Origin of the sequence: Sphingorhabdus sp. (assembly GCF_046596595.1) — a bacterium.
Classification (GTDB): domain Bacteria; phylum Pseudomonadota; class Alphaproteobacteria; order Sphingomonadales; family Sphingomonadaceae; genus Sphingorhabdus_B.
This window is the reverse complement of the sequence record NZ_JBKJMB010000012.1, coordinates 41313-57966: the sequence shown is the minus strand read 5'-3', so window position 1 is coordinate 57966 and position 16654 is coordinate 41313. Positions and strand designations below refer to the sequence as shown.

At 56.2% G+C, this 16654-nt stretch carries 15 protein-coding genes; 5 read left to right on the top strand and 10 right to left on the bottom strand.

What is annotated here, in order from left to right:
- Window positions 1-10: 10 nt before the first annotated feature.
- The 3 genes from ACLL9E_RS01170 to ACLL9E_RS01160 form a co-directional block, all read right to left on the bottom strand.
- Window positions 11-259, bottom strand: a complete 249-nt coding sequence (locus ACLL9E_RS01170; protein WP_411289919.1) for an RNA-binding S4 domain-containing protein — start codon at window positions 257-259, stop codon at window positions 11-13.
- Between the two features lie 13 nt (window positions 260-272).
- Window positions 273-3038 carry a helicase-related protein gene (locus tag ACLL9E_RS01165; protein ID WP_411289918.1) on the bottom strand — a complete coding sequence of 922 codons (2766 nt, stop codon included), beginning with the start codon at window positions 3036-3038 and terminating at the stop codon, window positions 273-275.
- An 85-nt stretch (window positions 3039-3123) separates the two neighbouring features.
- Window positions 3124-4359: an NAD(P)/FAD-dependent oxidoreductase gene (locus ACLL9E_RS01160; RefSeq protein WP_411289917.1), complete on the bottom strand. Its 1236-nt coding sequence runs from the start codon at window positions 4357-4359 to the stop codon at window positions 3124-3126.
- A 118-nt stretch (window positions 4360-4477) separates the two neighbouring features.
- On the opposite strand from ACLL9E_RS01160, the gene ACLL9E_RS01155 reads away from it, so the two are divergent.
- From ACLL9E_RS01155 to ACLL9E_RS01135, 5 genes are all read left to right on the top strand, one after another.
- A complete protein-coding gene (locus ACLL9E_RS01155) occupies window positions 4478-5632 on the top strand; it encodes an isovaleryl-CoA dehydrogenase (protein WP_411289916.1) in 1155 nt (384 codons plus the stop codon).
- Complete coding sequence (locus ACLL9E_RS01150) at window positions 5629-5934, top strand: hypothetical protein (RefSeq protein ID WP_411289915.1); 306 nt, start codon at window positions 5629-5631, stop codon at window positions 5932-5934. The genes ACLL9E_RS01155 and ACLL9E_RS01150 overlap by 4 nt, the downstream gene beginning before the upstream one ends.
- A gap of 5 nt (window positions 5935-5939) precedes the next feature.
- Window positions 5940-6674, top strand: a complete 735-nt coding sequence (locus tag ACLL9E_RS01145; protein WP_411289914.1) for a gamma-glutamyl-gamma-aminobutyrate hydrolase family protein — start codon at window positions 5940-5942, stop codon at window positions 6672-6674.
- Between the two features lie 168 nt (window positions 6675-6842).
- Window positions 6843-8234 carry an aspartate aminotransferase family protein gene (locus tag ACLL9E_RS01140; protein WP_411289913.1) on the top strand — a complete coding sequence of 464 codons (1392 nt, stop codon included), beginning with the start codon at window positions 6843-6845 and terminating at the stop codon, window positions 8232-8234.
- Window positions 8235-8688: 454 nt separating this feature from the next.
- On the top strand, window positions 8689-9483 hold the full coding sequence (locus ACLL9E_RS01135; RefSeq protein ID WP_411289912.1) for an FKBP-type peptidyl-prolyl cis-trans isomerase: 795 nt from the start codon (window positions 8689-8691) through the stop codon (window positions 9481-9483).
- Between the two features lie 14 nt (window positions 9484-9497).
- On the opposite strand, the gene ACLL9E_RS01130 is transcribed toward ACLL9E_RS01135, so the two are convergent.
- The 7 genes from ACLL9E_RS01130 to mscL form a co-directional block, all read right to left on the bottom strand.
- Window positions 9498-10628, bottom strand: a complete 1131-nt coding sequence (locus ACLL9E_RS01130; RefSeq protein ID WP_411289911.1) for an ABC transporter ATP-binding protein — start codon at window positions 10626-10628, stop codon at window positions 9498-9500.
- Window positions 10629-10643: 15 nt separating this feature from the next.
- Window positions 10644-11480: an ABC transporter permease gene (locus tag ACLL9E_RS01125; protein WP_411289910.1), complete on the bottom strand. Its 837-nt coding sequence runs from the start codon at window positions 11478-11480 to the stop codon at window positions 10644-10646.
- Complete coding sequence (locus tag ACLL9E_RS01120) at window positions 11480-12394, bottom strand: ABC transporter permease (RefSeq protein ID WP_411289909.1); 915 nt, start codon at window positions 12392-12394, stop codon at window positions 11480-11482. The genes ACLL9E_RS01125 and ACLL9E_RS01120 overlap by 1 nt, the downstream gene beginning before the upstream one ends.
- Before the next feature lie 3 nt (window positions 12395-12397).
- Window positions 12398-13507, bottom strand: coding sequence for an ABC transporter substrate-binding protein (locus tag ACLL9E_RS01115; protein WP_411289908.1), 1110 nt, complete (start codon window positions 13505-13507; stop codon window positions 12398-12400).
- Between the two features lie 137 nt (window positions 13508-13644).
- A complete protein-coding gene (locus ACLL9E_RS01110; RefSeq protein ID WP_411289907.1) occupies window positions 13645-14847 on the bottom strand; it encodes a serine hydrolase in 1203 nt (400 codons plus the stop codon).
- 16 nt (window positions 14848-14863) lie between these two features.
- Window positions 14864-16117, bottom strand: a complete 1254-nt coding sequence (locus ACLL9E_RS01105; RefSeq protein ID WP_411289906.1) for a class I SAM-dependent methyltransferase — start codon at window positions 16115-16117, stop codon at window positions 14864-14866.
- Between the two features lie 42 nt (window positions 16118-16159).
- The gene (gene mscL, locus ACLL9E_RS01100) at window positions 16160-16570 is read right to left on the bottom strand and encodes a large conductance mechanosensitive channel protein MscL (RefSeq protein WP_411289946.1); all 411 of its coding nucleotides are present in this window, start codon (window positions 16568-16570) and stop codon (window positions 16160-16162) included.
- Window positions 16571-16654: the final 84 nt, after the last annotated feature.

Below are 16654 nucleotides of genomic sequence, written 5' to 3'. Positions count from 1 at the left end.
CACCCAATTTTTAGTCAATAAGCTGATAGCAAAGCACTGTTTCGCTGGCTGGACCACGCCGAATTGGCATGGACAAAAGCTTTAATGTCACAACAATTTCGCCCATCGGCATGGTGATGACATCGCCGACACCGATCGACAGGCTCGCCTTTTCAACGCGGCGGCCATTCACCCTAATATGTCCGGCCTCAGCCCAATTTTGGGCAAGCGAACGGCTTTTGGCAAATCGCAGAAAGAACAGAAGCTTGTCGATCCGCAAAGTCGTCCTGACCCTACAGCTTTAGGCCTTTAAGCGCTGCAAGCTGAAGCGCCAAAGACGATGGTTGCGCATTTGGCTTTGGCGCAGCGGGTGCGCGGTCGGCTTTGCCGTGCGGCTTGCCCTGTGGGTTGCCCTGCGGTTTAGAAGTCGCATGCGTCTTTTGCTGATGCGATGGGGCCCGCTGCTGGCGCTGCTCGGGCGGACGCGGCTTTGGCAGGCCGACCCAGCGCCAGTGGGTTAGCGTCACCGCCTGTGACTCGGGAGCGGCGACAGCAACGGGTGGAGCAACTTCCGACTCCAAATGCGTTACCGCATCAGCCGCGACGGCTACTTCCTCTTCGGCCACGGGTTCAGCAGTATCTTCGTCAGCAACATTTTGCTCGGCAGGCGGGACCGGAACGGTTTGGTCCTCCGCGATATCCGTCACAATTTGCTCAGCATCGGCAGTCGGCTCAGGCAGCGTGTCCGCCGGGCGGAAACCTGCGTCGCGCATCAATGCCTTCAAACCAGCCTCGCTGATGCCAAGCGAGGTTGCAAACGCCATGTCCATGCCGAAGACATTGCCTTTTCCGCGTGCTTCATGGGCTTTTTTGATGACACGCTCGGCAAGGTCAATGCGGACATATTCGTCGCCGATCCGCCGATATCCTGCGTTGCGTGCCTCGGCCGCATTGGCAAAGGGCCATGCTTTCAAATGCACTGCACTCTCTGGCGGCAGTTCGGGCATCGCGCGATTGTCACGCGCGGCAAACAAGGCTGCGCGCCATTTTGCGGCCGCTGGTTTCAACGCTGCATGGTGATAGATATCGAGCGCGCCGAAAACGATACCGCCCTTGCGCGCTGCGCCGCGTGCTTCCTTGGGCAATGCTGCAATGGCGTCCGCCAAATAATGCCGACCGGCGATACCGCCTTCGTCGGCCAACCGGACCGCCAGCGCGCGTACATTTCCATCAACATCGGGTTGCTGGGCAAGTTCCAACAGCCCGACAATCCCACCCATGGCTTTTGCAAGCTGGGACTCAATCCAGGCTTCGGCGCGGGTCGTGATTTCGCGCAAGGCATCACCTTCAAGACCAGCCACAGCCTTTACCGGCGTGAATGCGGGTTGCAGCAGCGTGCGGCCCTTGGTCAGGGCTCCAAGAAGGTCGCCCTTCCAGAAAATTGCCGGCTTGCCTTCTCCATCGGCGGTGAGCGAGAATTCATTATCCTCTGCCATACTTACGTCCTTTGCCTTTTTTCTCAAATGTGCCGCCAAATGTCGTTCGGCAGCAGCCAATAATAATTTACGGTCACCCGCTTTAGCTGCCGGGTCAACCCGAAACGCGAATCCATGTAAAGTGCCAATGTCTTCGCCATCGACCAGAACACGATTGTCAGGCTGAATTTCGACGGGCAGCAGACCAACATCTGTCGCATTTTTCCGCAGCAACATCGATGTGCGCTTATCGACGAATCGCTGGCGTAACGCATCGTGCAAGGCATCCGATAATTTTTCTTCCAAAGCGCGCGCGCGCTCGGCCATCGCAGGCGGATTGGCCAGCCAGTCGCTTCTATGGGCAATATAGGTCCACGTCCGCACCGCCGCGATCCGTGCTGACAAGGTGTCGACATCGCCTTGGATATTATCGAGCCGCGCAAGCTCGCTTGCATAGACGCCCTGCGGAATGACGCGTTCATTTTGGCCGAGATATTGCCACAGGGACGCAACGAAGCGGCTGTGATGCTCCTCCCCCATCTGCCGGAAATCGGGAAGGCATGCCACCTCCCACAGCCGCGCCACGTCGACCGGATGGCGGATGAGCATATTTACATCAGGCATTTCGGCCAGGCGCTTGAGCACCAGCAAGTCGATAACCTTTGGCGCAGGCAGCAAACCGGCGCGATGCGGCTTTTTCTCGAGGTCGGCGATTAATGTGGCGATGTCATTAAAACGCGGCTTTGCCTCGCGCCAGTACAGCCAATCCAGCCGCGGGAAGCTGTGGCCCTCAATCGCCAGCACCTCTTCAGGCATGAACTCGCTACCTTCACCAGCCAATGTGCCAAATGTGCCGTCGCGCTGATGGCGGCCAGCGCGACCCGCAATTTGCGCCATTTCCGCGACCGTCAGGCGGCGACGGCGCGAACCGTCAAATTTGGACAGGCTGACAAAAGCAACATGGGCAACGTCGAGGTTGAGGCCCATCCCGATTGCGTCGGTTGCGACCAAATAGTCCACTTCGCCAGACTGAAACATCGCGACCTGCGCGTTGCGGGTGCGCGGGGACAATGCCCCCATCACAACCGCCGCACCGCCCCGCATGCGGCGCAAGGTTTCGGCAACGGCATAGACCTGCTCAATGGAAAAGGCGACGATGGCCGACCTTTTGGGCAGTCGCGACAGCTTCTTTGCACCCGCATAGCTCAATGTCGAAAAACGGGGCCGTGAGATAATCTCCGCGTCGGGCAGCAACGACCGGATAATCGGACGCAGGCTTTCCGAGCCCAAAATCATCGTCTCTTCGCGGCCGCGTGCGTGGAGGATCCGGTCAGTAAAAATATGCCCGCGTTCGGGATCGGCACCCAATTGCGCCTCGTCAATCGCAACGAAGGCAAAGTCCTTCTGAATCGGCATGCTTTCCACGGTGCAACAGTACCAGCGCGCCTGCGGCGGCTCGATCCGTTCTTCGCCCGTGATCAGCGCGACATTTTGCACACCCTTGATAGCAACCACGCGGTCGTAGATCTCGCGCGCGAGCAGGCGCAAAGGAAAGCCAATCATGCCGCTCGAATGTGCGCACATCCGTTCCACGGCGAGATGGGTCTTGCCGGTATTTGTTGGGCCTAAAATGGCCGTGAGGGCGGAACGTACCGGGGGCAAATTGCAATCAGTTGGCCATCAAATCAGCGGCGAGTTCTTTCAAGGTAACCCCGGCATTGGCCAATTGTTCAGCGGTCGGTGACAGGCCCTCTGTTACAAAGATGCGGCCTTGGACATAATCCTTCGTCGCGTTGACGCAGTCGAGCGCAATGACTTTTCCGGCCTTCAGATAGATTAAAGAGAAGCTGCGCGTATCGGGATCACCGCGTAATACCGTCGCGTCATAGCCTGCGCTGATACCCACTGTTTGCAACCGCAGATCATATTGGTTTGACCAAAACCACGGCACAGCGTGATATGGCGTAAGCTCGCCCGTCAGGCTTTTGGCGACGGCATTGGCCATGTCATTGGCGTTCTGCACCGATTCCACCCGCATGATGTTGCCGCCAGCAAAAGCATTGGCGTGCGCCGCGCAATCGCCAATCGCGAAAACGTCAGGCAAGGATGTCCGGCAGTAAGTGTCGACGTCGACCCCGGCTCCGCCCGCCGCGCCAGCGTTCAACAATGGCGCCACCGCAGGAATGATGCCGATGCCGACAATCACCATCTGCGCTGGCACAATTTCTTCATCGGCCAGACGCACGCCCATGACAAAGCTATCGCCTTCGATGGCCGTAATTTCGACACCCAGACGAACATCGACGCCGTGTGCTTGATGCTCGGCTTCGTAAAAGCGCGACAGTGGTTCGCCCGCGACCCGCGCAAGCACGCGGTCCATCGCTTCCAATATGGTGACGTTCTTGCCCATTTTGCGCAACACCGCAGCCGCCTCAAGCCCGATATACCCTCCGCCAACAATGACGACGTCCGCCACATCATCGAGCCCGTCCGTCATTCTGTCGACGTCTGCGCGGGTGCGCACCACGTGTACACCGGGCAGATTGCTGCCCTCGACAGGCAATTGGCGCGGGCTGCCCCCCGTTGCCCAAATCATGCTTCCGTAGGATATCACGGTTCCGTCCGATGTGGTTATAGCATGTGCAGCGGGATCGACGGCCTCAACCCGTTTTCCCAGCATCATGTCGACCGCACGTTCGGCCCAGAAGGCCGCCGGGCGAATCATAATGCGTTCAAACGCCTTTTCGCCAGCAAAATAGTCTTTCGACAAAGGTGGTCGTTCATAAGGATATTCGGCTTCCGCATTCACAACGCCGATACGGCCTTCAAATTTCGCCTGGCGCAGCGCAATGGCCGTTTGAGCGCCGCCATGGCCACCGCCGACGATGAGGATATCATAATGCATCAGTGAAGATTCGCGCGCTGGAAAGTCATGATATGAGCGGTAAGCAAAAGGTCATCGACTGGCTAGTCCCATGCTTGCAGCGCTGTAAAATAACTGGCAGAGCGAAGCGATGACAAGCATGACATTAGACTTCGCCCTTGGCGAAAACGCCGACATGATCCGCGATTCAACACAGCGTTTTGCGACCGACAAAATCGCACCGCTGGCCACCAAAATCGACGCAGAGGACTGGTTTCCGCGTGATGAGCTATGGCCAGCGATGGGCGAATTGGGCTTGCATGGCCTGACCGTTGATGAAGCTGATGGCGGCCTTGGCCTTGGCTATCTGGAGCACGTGGTCGCGGTTGAAGAGGTCAGCCGCGCCTCTGCCTCCATCGGCCTTTCCTACGGCGCGCACTCCAACCTGTGCGTCAACCAGATCGCGCGCTGGGCCACGCCGGAGCAAAAGGTGAAATATCTGCCCAAGCTGATTTCGGGCGAACATGTCGGAAGTCTTGCCATGTCCGAAGCTGGCGCCGGATCGGACGTCGTATCGATGAAGCTCAAAGCCGAAGCGGTTCAGGGGGGCTACATCCTCAATGGCACCAAATTCTGGATCACCAACGCGCCATATGCCGACACTTTGGTGGTCTACGCGAAAACCGCGCCTGAGGCTGCATCGCGCGGCATTACGGCGTTCCTGATTGAGAAAGGCATGGATGGTTTCTCCATTGGCCAGAAAATCGACAAGGTCGGGATGCGCGGATCGCCAACGGCTGAGTTGGTGTTCAACGACTGCTTCGTGTCCGAAGAACAAATGATGGGTCCGCTACATGGCGGGGTCGGCGTATTGATGTCGGGCCTCGATTACGAACGCGTGGTGCTTGCGGGGCTTCAACTCGGCGTGATGCAGGCCTGTCTTGATGTCGTCCTGCCTTATGTCCGCGAACGCAAACAGTTCGGCAAACCGATTGGCAGTTTTCAGCTGATGCAGGCGAAGGTCGCCGACATGTATGTCGCGCTGAATTCTGCGCGCAGCTATGTCTACAATGTCGCGCGTGCGTGCGACGCGGGACAGACCACGCGTTTCGACGCGGCGGGCGCGATCCTGCTTGCAAGCGAGAGCGCGGTGAAGGTCGCAGGCGAGGCCATTCAGGCTTTGGGCGGCGCTGGCTACACCAAGGATTGGCCTGTCGAACGTTATTGGCGCGACGCCAAATTGCTCGACATCGGCGCGGGAACAAATGAAATCCGACGGATGTTGATCGGGAGGGAATTGATCGGAGCAACGTGAACGGACCCATCGAATGGATTGCGGCAATAGGAACGATCGTGGCCGCGGCCATGGTCGCTGCTGATTTTAGCCGCCGGATCACGGGCTTTGGCTTCGTTTTATTCTCTATCGTTGCATGTCTGTGGGTGTATTCGGGCCTCACCGCGCCGGACGGCATGCCTTTGGCCATCCAGAACGGGGTATTGCTTTTCATCAACCTCTTCGGGGTCTGGCAATTCCTGCTCAGCCGGAAAAAGAAACGCGAAATTGACAAAGCCGCCGAAATTGCCGAGCAAGCCAAGGAAGAATTAGCGCAGGAGTAAGCAATATGGGCCGTCCGGTATTGGGTGTCATCGCCTGCAACCGCTTGGTTGGTACCGAAGTCGCCCAGGCTGTCATGAACCGCTACATCCGCGCGGCGATGACTTATGCCGATGTCGCGGCGTTGATTATTCCGTCCTTGCCCGACCTGATGACCGCTGCCGAGGTCGCCCCACGGATCGACGGCATCCTGCTGACGGGCAGTCCCTCCAACGTCGCGACGCAGCGATATGGCGAAGCTGGCGGGGATGGGCCGTTCGACGATGACCGCGACGAGATTGCCCTTTCGATGGTTGCCCGCATGATCGATTTGCAAAAGCCTGTGTTCGGCATTTGCCGGGGCTTTCAGGAAATCAATGTTGCCTTGGGCGGAACGCTGCGCCGCGATACCAGTGCCAATGATGCGCTGATCCGCCACCACGCACCCGACGACGTGTCCTTTGATGCGATGTTCGACCATCGCCATGCGGTTGCGCTTGCAGAGGGCGGCATGCTGGCCAACGCCTATTCGAAACCCGCGCTGGACGTGAACTCCGTCCATTATCAGGGCATCGGCACGCTAGCGAATGGCCTGACCGTTGAAGCACGCGCACCAGACGGCTTGGTCGAGGCCTATAGCGCCCGGCCAAATGGCGCACCCTTGCTCGCGGTGCAGTGGCACCCCGAATGGGGCACCGAAAACGACCCGGATTCGCAAACCTATTTCCACCTTCTCGGAAAGGCGTTAAGAGGCGAACTGTGAACACGAAGGTAACCCGCTTTAACCGCTATCAAGCACGGATAGGCTTTTCGCCCTGACACATCGTCGCCCCAGCGCAGGCTGGGGTCCATCTCGCGTCTCGGTTCAAACCGCAAGACGTAATAGGCACCAGCCTTCGCTGGTGCGACGACTTTACTGAGGGACACACCCATGCCACGCAATTACGACATCGCCGAACTTCGCCGCCTCGACATCGCCCATCATTTGCCCGCGCAAGCCGACTGGCAGGAAATTGAAGATCTCGGCGGCAGCCGGATCATCACCCATGCCGATGGCTGCTATATCCACGACGGCGATGGCAACCGCATCTTGGACGGCATGGCTGGCCTGTGGTGCGTCAATGTCGGCTATGGCCGCGATGAACTTGCCGAGGTGGCGCGCGAACAGATGCTCGAGCTGCCATATTATAACAGCTTCTTCAAAACCGCGAACGCGCCTGCAATCATGCTCGCCGACAAGATTGCGAGCCTCACCAATGGCCGCTTGCCGCATGTGTTTTTCAACAGTTCGGGTTCCGAAGCCAATGACACCATCTTGCGCATGGTCCGCCATTATTGGCAGGTGAAGGGCGAACATAGCCGCACGATCATCATCAGCCGCCACAATGCCTATCATGGCTCGACGGTTGCTGGAGTCAGCATGGGCGGTATGAAGGCGATGCATGGCCAGGGCTTCCCTGCCCCCGGCATCTTGCCGATGGCGGGCATCGAGCATGTGCGTCAGCCTTATCAGTTCAATGAAGGCCGCGACATGACGTCGGACGAATTCGGCACAGCATGCGCGCAGGCGATTGAAGACAAAATCCTTGAGGTTGGCCCTGAAAATGTCGCGGCATTTATCGGCGAGCCCGTTCAAGGCGCTGGCGGCGTGATCATTCCGCCGGCCAATTACTGGCCTCAGGTCGAGGCGATCTGCCGGAAATATGGCATTCTCCTGGTCTGTGACGAGGTCATCTGCGGCTTCGGGCGCACGGGCAATATCTGGGGCCATGAAACCATGGGTATTCAGCCCGACATCATTGCAATGGCCAAGGGACTGTCGTCTGGTTATCTGCCGATTTCGGCAGTCGCCGTGAGCGCAGATATCATAAAAGTGATGAAAACCGGCGGCGATTTCGTGCATGGCTATACGTATTCGGGCCACCCCGTCGCCTCGGCGGTAGCCTTGCGCAATATTGAAATCATGGAACGCGAAGGCCTGTTCGACAAGGTGGCCAACGAAACCGGACCGTATCTCGCAAACGCACTGGCACCACTGCGCGACCATCCATTGGTCGGCGAAGCGCGATCCATCGGCTTGCTTGGCGCGGTCGAAATCGTCGCGGACAAGGCAACCGGCGCACGTTTTGGCGGCGCGGAAGGTACAGCAGGCCCGATGGTCCGCGATATCTGCATCCGAAACGGCCTGATGGTCCGCGGTATCCGCGACAGCATCGTGATGTGCCCACCATTGATCATCACGCCTGCGCAGATCGATGAGCTTGTCGGCATCATTCACAAATCGCTGGACGAGGCCGAACCAAAGTTACGGGCGATCGGATGAAACCGTAGCCCTGAGCCACCAGCGAGACGCAATTTCTATCCCTCAACGTCACCCTGAACTTGGTTCAGGGTCTATCCCGCATCGTGACCGTTGGATTGCGTGGAAAAATGGACCCTGAAACAAGTTCAGGGTGACGGGGGGGTAGCGGACGAGCCCCTATTGTCGTGGCACGTGGATGGCTGACTGCCCCTCCTGGTCATGCTGAACTTGTTTCAGCATCTGAATACTAGGATCCCGCTTGCAATGTAGGATTTCATTTGAGAGAATCGCCGCGTCGGCCAGATGTCGGCGATGCTCTTTCTCAGCGTTGAAAGAATGTTTCCTCAGTGAGGTAGGGGCACGCACCAGATCGTTTTTGGTGAGACCTTAGTGTGACTTTGTAAAATCGCGCACCCGGTGAAAACGCGTAAAACCCAACTGGACAAACCATATCCAATCATTATCGAAGGCATCCATGATATCTCCACTCAAGCGCGCAGCCATTGTCGCTGCTCTCACCCCCGCCCTGCTCCTCCAGATGGCGCCGGCTCAGGCCGCCACCCCCGCCGCCAAGGCGAAGCCGCAGGTATTGACCTGCAAAGTGACAACGCCGGAGGGCCTGTCTTACACAATTATCAAGGCAGGCAAGGGCGAACGGCCAAACGCAGAGTCCAAGGTTACGGTAAACTATAAGGGCATGCTGACCGCAGATGGCAGCGAATTTGACTCCGGCAAGGATGCACAATTTCCAGTGGGCGGTGTCATCCCCGGCTTTGCGCAGGGACTGCAATTGATGCAACCAGGAGGAAGCTACCGCCTCTGTATCCCGTCAAAGCTTGGTTATGGCGAAGCAGGCACTGGGCCGATCCCAGCAAATGCCGATCTGGTGTTCGAGGTTGAGTTACTTTCGTTCAATAACCCGCCGCCCAAACCAGTCATTCCGGTCGCGGAACGCACCTGTTCGCAAACCACTGCCTCAGGCCTTGGTTTTGATCCGGTGAGCGCCGGCACCGGCAGGAAGCCAACCGACGCCGACATGGCGCTGGTCGATTTCACCGTATTCGACGGAAAAACCGGCATAGTTCAGCAAAAGCGCGAGTGGGAAAAAATCCCGTTGAGCCAGACATCGCCTGTTTTCAGCGAAAGCCTGAAAATGATGCAGACGGGATCGACTTACCGTTTCTGTATGCCAAAGACCGCTCCGACTGATCCGGACAGCAACATCATCGTCACCTTGCTCGACTTGAGGCCAGCGCCAAGCACCGAGTGATTGCCCCTGACGCTCTAACTTAGCAGCACGACAGGGCTGTCGGCGCGCCAGTGCATGCTGACCTTGTCGTCCCAGGTGAAGTCTTCCTGATCGCGGCGCGACAGATTAGGGCGGCTGACGCGGATGAGCTGGCCGCCCTCAAGCTGGATGTCGTAAAGCGTTATGTCGCCGAGGTAGCTCATGCCTTTGATCGTTCCACGCGCGAGGTTGTGGCCGTCGGGCGCATCTTGGGCGGCCGCGCGGATCGCTTTGCCTTCGCCCGGAACATGAAGGTAAATCTTCTCGGGCCGAAGCGCGATCCACACATTTGCACCATGCGGCCCGGTGACCCCGTGGTTCAGGTAAATCTTGCCAAGCCCGGGGCAATCGACCGCTGCCCGGTCTGGCTCATCCAGCGTCAGCTTGCCCTCAAATATGTTCACCGAACCCACAAAATCGGCGACGAAGCGGTTGGCCGGATATTCGTATAGGTCTGACGGCGGCGCGAGTTGCGCCACCTCGCCTTTGTTGATGACGGCAACGCGGCTTGCCATCGACAAAGCTTCGTCCTGGTCATGGGTGACGGTGACAAAGGTGATCCCGACCTTGTCCTGCAGGTCTGAAAGTTCAAACTGCATCTGCGCCCGCAGCTTTGCATCAAGCGCGGAGAGTGGCTCGTCGAGCAGCAACACCTTGGGCCGCATGACAAGGCTTCGTGCCAATGCCACGCGCTGGCGCTGACCACCTGACATCTGGTCCGGCATTCTGTCTTCGAACCCGCCAAGCTTTACAAGCTCAAGTGCCTCGGCGACGCGGTCGCGGGTTTCGCCCTTCGATATGCCGGATATGCGCAGGCCATAGCCCACATTGTCGGTCACGTTCATATGCGGAAACACAGCGTAGCTTTGAAACACCATGTTCACTGGACGCTTGTTTGGCGGGACGAGGCTCATATCCTGCCCGTCGATAAAAATTTGTCCCTCGGTCGGCATTTCAAAGCCGGCGATCATGCGCAGCAAGGTAGTCTTGCCGCAACCGGACGGCCCAAGCAGCACGAAGAACTCGCCTTCGAGAATATCCAGGCTGATATTGTCTACTGCCGTCACCTTTCCAAAACGTTTGGACACGTTGCGTATCTGGATGATGGGTTGTTTGGTTTCGGTCATATAGAAATGCTGCTTCTAATGGGCTTGCGCGATGCCCTTCACGCCCTGATATTTCAGCGCGATGAAGGTAAGGAGGACGGTTAGGACGATCAATATGGTCGATGCTGCGTTCACCTCTGGCGTGACCGAGAAGCGCACCATGGAATATACCTTTACCGGGAAGGTGATCGTGTCGGGACCACTGGTGAAAAAGGTGATGACGAAATCATCCAGACTTAGCGTGAAGGCAAGCAATGCGCCTGCAATCAATGAAGGTTTGATATGCGGCAGCAGGACATCGCGAAACGCCTGCCACTCGGTCGCACCAAGGTCTTTGGCGGCTTCTTCCTCTTCCCTGTTGAAACTGGCCAGCCGCGCGCGGACCACCATCGCGACAAAAGGAAAGCAGAAGGTGATGTGCGCAATGGTAATGGCCGACAGGTTTAGCGGCCATGGCAAGTCGCTTGGCCAATCGAGTTTTGCAAAGAAGATCAGGAACGCAACGCCCAAGCAGATTTCCGGCACGATGATCGGCAGCGACATCGTCCCCTCGACCAACCCCTTGAACGGAAATCGAAAGCGCCAAAGCATAACCGCAGCCAACGCCCCGATGACCAGGCTGACGATCGTTGCCAAGAATGCAATTGTAAGCGAATTGACCATTGCCTCGACAAGGCTGTCATTGTTCAGCGCTTTTTCGTAATATTTGAGGGTAAACCCCTTCCAAATGACGTTGCGCTTGCTGTCGTTGAAACTGAAAATCATCAGGACGATGAGCGGCGCATAAAGAAACAGCATGGTCAGCCCGACCCAGCTACGCATCCATAATTTGCGGGTATATTCAAGCGGTGCGATGGGCGCTCGGTTAAACATCAATGTGCCGCTTTCACTTTGTTCGACCGCACCGATTGCAGCGCGATCAGGATAAACATCGCGTAGATGAGGAGGAACGATAACGCCGCGCCAAAGGGCCAGTCATTCGCCCGCTTAAACTGCCGTTCAATGACGTTCGCAATCATCTGGCTATCCGTTCCGCCCATAAGGTCAGGGGTCAGATACGCGCCCAGCGCCGGGATAAGAGTGATCATGACGCCCGCGACAATGCCCGGCGCAGCCAAAGGCACAACGATTTGCATAAAGGTTTTGAAATGGCCCGCGCCGAGATCAAGGCTCGCCTCAATCAGGCTTTTATCCATCCGGTCAAGCGCCGAGTATAAAGGCAGGACCATGAAAGGCAGATGGACGTAGACAAGCCCAAGCACGACCGCGAAATTATTATAGAGCAATTGTACAGGCGTCCAGGCCTCGAGCGGCTGCATGCCAACAAGCGTGCGCAGCCAGCTTGCACCGTCCCACAGGCCGCCCAGCCCCTTGTTCACATATCCGTTGGTGCCCATCAAGGCCATCAACGCATAAGTGCGGATCAGCAGGTTGGTCCAGAATGGCAGCATGATTCCAAGCAGCAACCATGGCCGCCACTTTGGCGCGGCAAAGGTGATCGCCATCGCCACGGGAAAGCCGACAATCAGACAGATCAACGTCGTGAGCGCAGCGACGGCAAAGCTCTTCAGGAAAATCGATAGATACAGCCACTCAATCGCGCGCTTGTAATTGTCGAGCGTGCCCGAGATTTCAATGTCCGCAGGCCCAGCGTTTTGGCCAAAGCTGTACAGCCAGACGATGGCCATGGGCGCGACGAAAAACAGGACGAGCCAAAAAATCGGTGCCGTCACAACTGCGGCAAACGGCTTTTTCTGGCCTTTCCAGTCCTGCAGCGCGCCCGACACTATTTACGCCGCCCGCACCCGGGTAAACGCCTCCTCATATTTGGGCTGAAGCTCGGGATTAAATTTTGCATATTCACATTTAGCCAAAATATCGGCGGGTGGGAAAATAACCGGATTATCTTTGTAATCGTCGGGCATGAGCGCCTTGGCTGCGGCATTAGGCGTCGGGTATAATATCGTCTCGGTGATCTTTTTGCCCGCTTCTGCATCAAGCAGGTAATTGATGAACGCATGTGCATTTTCGGGATGCGGCGCATCCTTTGGAATACACAGATTGTCCGAATTCAACTGGCTGCCTTCTTTGGGGATGATAAAGCCAATATCGGGGTCTTCGACCATAGCTTGCGCAATATCGCCATTATATTCCAGGACCAAGTCCACTTCGCCCTTCAGCAGCAGATCCTGCCCATTATCCTCGTGGAAAGATTTAATATTCGGTTTTTGCTTGATCATCATCGCTTCGATCATTTTGAGATCGGCATCGGTCAACGCGTTGACGGATTTGCCCAGATATTTCCCGTAAAGCCGGAACATGTCACCAGCCTCGGACAGCACAGCAATGCGCCCCTTGTACTCGTCGCTGTCAAACAAGACTTTCCAGCTGTCAGGTGCGGCTTTGACCTTTGATTTGCGATAGCCAATGCCTAACGCCAACCAGGTGTAGGGCATAGAGTATTTGCGTGCCGGATCATAAGGGACATCCTGATAATCTGGCGCAACGTTCTTGAAATTGGGAATCTGCGACTTGTCGAGTTCAACCAACATGTTTGCGGCAGCCATCCGCTCGACAAAATCATTCGACGGCACGATCACGTCGTAACCCTGGTTTCCAGCGCGCAGCTTGGCAAACAACTCATCGTTGCTCGCGAACAAGGTCATGTTTACGTCTACGCTCGCTTTATCCTTATAATCTTCCAACGTGGTCTCACCAATGTAGGTGTCCCAGTTGTAGAAGTTCAGCTTTGCCTCCTCGCCATTGGCAAGCTTTGCCGCCTCTTTCTCACCGCAGCCCGCAAGAGCGCCTGTGAGCGAGAATCCGACGGCAGCAACGCCCATACCCTTAAGCATCGCGCGCCGGTTGCTACCTGCGTGTAAAAACGTTTTAAAATCCATGGCAAATCTCCCGCTGAACCACCCTGTCTGGAATAAACATGCTGGACTAATATCGAGGCTTAGAAAAGCCCTTTTTTCCGCGCTTTGCGGCGCAATTTAATTACGAAATCTCGCAATTATTGTGCACCGCAGCATGGCTATTTTCCAATAGGTTTTGCCTCCGCATCAACGGCGGCCTGAACGGCCTTGTAGAACATCTCGCGCTGGACCCCTACTGTGTCGGGGTCAGTTGCCTTGGGCCAATTGCTGTTCGATGCAATTACCAGATTGCGCTTTGGATCGATGAAGATACCTTGCCCGAATATCCCCTGAGCAGCGTAGCTTCCGTCATCATAGGTCCACCATTGGTAGCCATATCCCTTACCGGGCACGGCAATATCGGCTTGCTTGCTTGTGGCCGGCGCAATCCAGTCATCAGGCAATATGCTGACATTGTTGACCTTTGCGCCGCCCAGCATGAACACACCGAAACGCGCGTAATCCCGCGTGGAAGCCTGAATACAACAGCCGCTTATTTCATGGCCAGTGGAGCCGATCAGCCAGCTTGCGTCCTGTTCCATGCCAAAGGGCGCCCACAGCTTTTCCGACAAATAGCGCGACAGCGTCTTTTTGGTGGCTGAACTGACCAGTACGCCGATCAGATTGGTTTCCCCGGTTTTGTAGACCCATTTGGTGCCAGCGGGTGCTTCACGCGGCAATTTGCGCATATAGCTGACCGTAACGTCCACGCCCTTTTCCGGCTTGTGTATATTGAACAACGCGACGTCCGATTTGGGATCGGCATAGTCCTCATTCCATTTGACGCCCGATGTCATGGTCAGCAATTGCTTGATCGTCACGTCGTCGTAAACCGATCCCTTAAGGTCAGGGATATAGGCCGATACCTTGTCATCAATGCTTTTGATGTAACCATCCTTGATAGCGGCCCCGACCAAAGTTGACGTAAAGGATTTTGCAACGGAAAAGCTGGTCCATTTGCCCGCTGCATCAAAATCCAGACCATATTTTTCCAGCCGCACCTTTCCGTCCTGCACAATGACAAGACCGGCGGTGCGCTGCGCCTTCATATAGGCATCGACATCGGTTCCAATGGTAATCGGTTCGCCCTTGGGTAAGGGATAAACCGTGTCGCCCTTTGCAATGATATTCGATTTAGCAAGGATCGGAATCCGGTCCAGTGCGCGAAATCCGGCATCGCGCTGCTCCACGCTCCAGAATAGCACGTTAGCGTCCGTCGGCAGGCTGGAGATGAGTGCTTTCATATCCTTGTCGGCGCTTGCCCAAAATCCGCCCGCTACTGCTGCGATCACGATCAATAACCCGAATATCCATTTTAACATCCTGCTCCCCCAAAGATTATTTTTTGACCAAGGTCACTTGAGCAACATTAATCCCGCCGCCCCTAAACCCGCCTTCGCAATACATCAGATAATAGCGCCAAAGCGAAATGAATTTATCGTCGAACCCGGCTGGCAGCGTTTCGGCTGCTACTGCGGAGTCAAATCTTGTTAGCCATTGCCGCAGCGTTTCAGCATAATCGAGCCTGAAGTCCGTCTGGTTTTCCCATGAAAAACCGCAATCGATTGCGATTGCCCGAAATCGGCTTTCGGACAACAGCATGCCGCCGGGAAAAATGTAATGCTGAATAAAATCCGTTCCCTTGGCATAGGATTCAAAAACATCATCTGCGATACTGATAAATTGGATCGCCGCGCGGCCACCGGGTTTCAGACAACGCGCAACAGATTTTAAATAATCTGGCCAATATTGCTGGCCAACGGCCTCAACCATTTCCACGCTGGCAATGGCATCAAACTGGCCAACAACATCCCGATAATCGGTCAACGTTACCTCGGCTGCACCTAAGCCCAAGAGACGTTGGTCCGCATAGGATTTTTGAGACGGGGACAAAGTAATGCCATGGTATTTAACACGATGCGTTTGCAGAACGACCTCAGCCAATCCTCCCCAGCCGCAGCCAATTTCGAGCAGGCTGTCGCCGTCGGACAATTGCAACCGTTCCAGCAACGCTTCGATCTTGCGGTGCTGCGCTGTTTCCAGCCGTTCGCCTGGAATGCCGGGGTCCGCAAAAAGAGCGCTTGAATAGGTCATGCTCTCATCCAACCAGGCCTGATAGAAATCATTGCCGAGATCATAATGAAATTCGATGTTGCGGCGCGCGCCGCTTCGGCTGTTCCGGCGCAGCGCATGCAGTGCCACACCGGCGACCTTTGCCATGCCTGATGGACGGGCTACGGTGCCCAAGGACAGCCGGTTGCGCACGAACAGGTCGAATATCTGGACTGGGTCCGGACTGCTCCATTCGCCAGCTGCCCATGCCTCATACCATCCAGCTGAACCTCCCCGCACCAGCCGGAGCAACGCTTTCCAGCTGTGCAGTGTCACCGTAGCAACCGGACCCGCACCCCGTCCGCCCAGTAACCGGGCAGAACCGTCGGGCAAAATGCCTTCGATCGTTCCATGTTCTAGGCCACGATCAATACGGTCAACGATGCGCTCAAAACCGCGCACAAATAGCCCTCCGGTGAACGCCCGTAACCCGGTAGCTTGGGTAAAATGATGGCCTCGGTTTATGTCAGCAGAATTCATCAAGCGCCTATGCTACACACATACGTGCATTGCAATTGGCTGTTATTTTTTGCGTAACTCGTCGCGGATTTCGGTCAGCAAATCGACATCTGACGGGCCAGGTACGGCGGGTGGCGACAATTTGTTCGCAGAGCGCACAATCATGAAAATGACGAATGCAAGGATCAGGAAATTGATCGCCGCCGTAACGAAACTGCCCCATCCCAATACGTTCGCTCCTGCAGCCTTGGCAGCAGCAAATGTCATGCCGGAGGTCAATTTTTCTCCGCCGCTGAGGACCACATATTTGCTGCTAAAATCAACGCCGCCGCCAGTCATTAACGTAATCAACGGCATAATGACATCGTCTGTGAGGGAGGCAATTATCTTGCCAAATGCGGCTCCGATCAGGACGCCCACAGCTAAATCAAGCACATTCCCGCGCATGATAAATGATTTGAACTCCCCCAACATAGTGATGACCTCCTCCAGTGAATATCGGTAAAATATGTCATATCCGCCGCGCAAACGATAGCAGTCATTGCGTAAGAACATTGC

Coding starts and splice junctions, on each gene's coding strand:
- ACLL9E_RS01145 (WP_411289914.1), top strand. CDS start 5,940: ATGGGCCGTCCGGTATTGGGTGTCATCGCCTGCAACCGCTTGGTTGGT.
- ACLL9E_RS01125 (WP_411289910.1), bottom strand. CDS start 11,480: ATGTTTAACCGAGCGCCCATCGCACCGCTTGAATATACCCGCAAATTA.
- ACLL9E_RS01130 (WP_411289911.1), bottom strand. CDS start 10,628: ATGACCGAAACCAAACAACCCATCATCCAGATACGCAACGTGTCCAAA.
- ACLL9E_RS01165 (WP_411289918.1), bottom strand. CDS start 3,038: ATGTGCGCACATTCGAGCGGCATGATTGGCTTTCCTTTGCGCCTGCTC.
- ACLL9E_RS01160 (WP_411289917.1), bottom strand. CDS start 4,359: ATGCATTATGATATCCTCATCGTCGGCGGTGGCCATGGCGGCGCTCAA.
- ACLL9E_RS01105 (WP_411289906.1), bottom strand. CDS start 16,117: ATGAATTCTGCTGACATAAACCGAGGCCATCATTTTACCCAAGCTACC.
- ACLL9E_RS01140 (WP_411289913.1), top strand. CDS start 6,843: ATGCCACGCAATTACGACATCGCCGAACTTCGCCGCCTCGACATCGCC.
- ACLL9E_RS01115 (WP_411289908.1), bottom strand. CDS start 13,507: ATGGATTTTAAAACGTTTTTACACGCAGGTAGCAACCGGCGCGCGATG.
- mscL (WP_411289946.1), bottom strand. CDS start 16,570: ATGTTGGGGGAGTTCAAATCATTTATCATGCGCGGGAATGTGCTTGAT.
- ACLL9E_RS01110 (WP_411289907.1), bottom strand. CDS start 14,847: ATGTTAAAATGGATATTCGGGTTATTGATCGTGATCGCAGCAGTAGCG.
- ACLL9E_RS01135 (WP_411289912.1), top strand. CDS start 8,689: ATGATATCTCCACTCAAGCGCGCAGCCATTGTCGCTGCTCTCACCCCC.
- ACLL9E_RS01155 (WP_411289916.1), top strand. CDS start 4,478: ATGACATTAGACTTCGCCCTTGGCGAAAACGCCGACATGATCCGCGAT.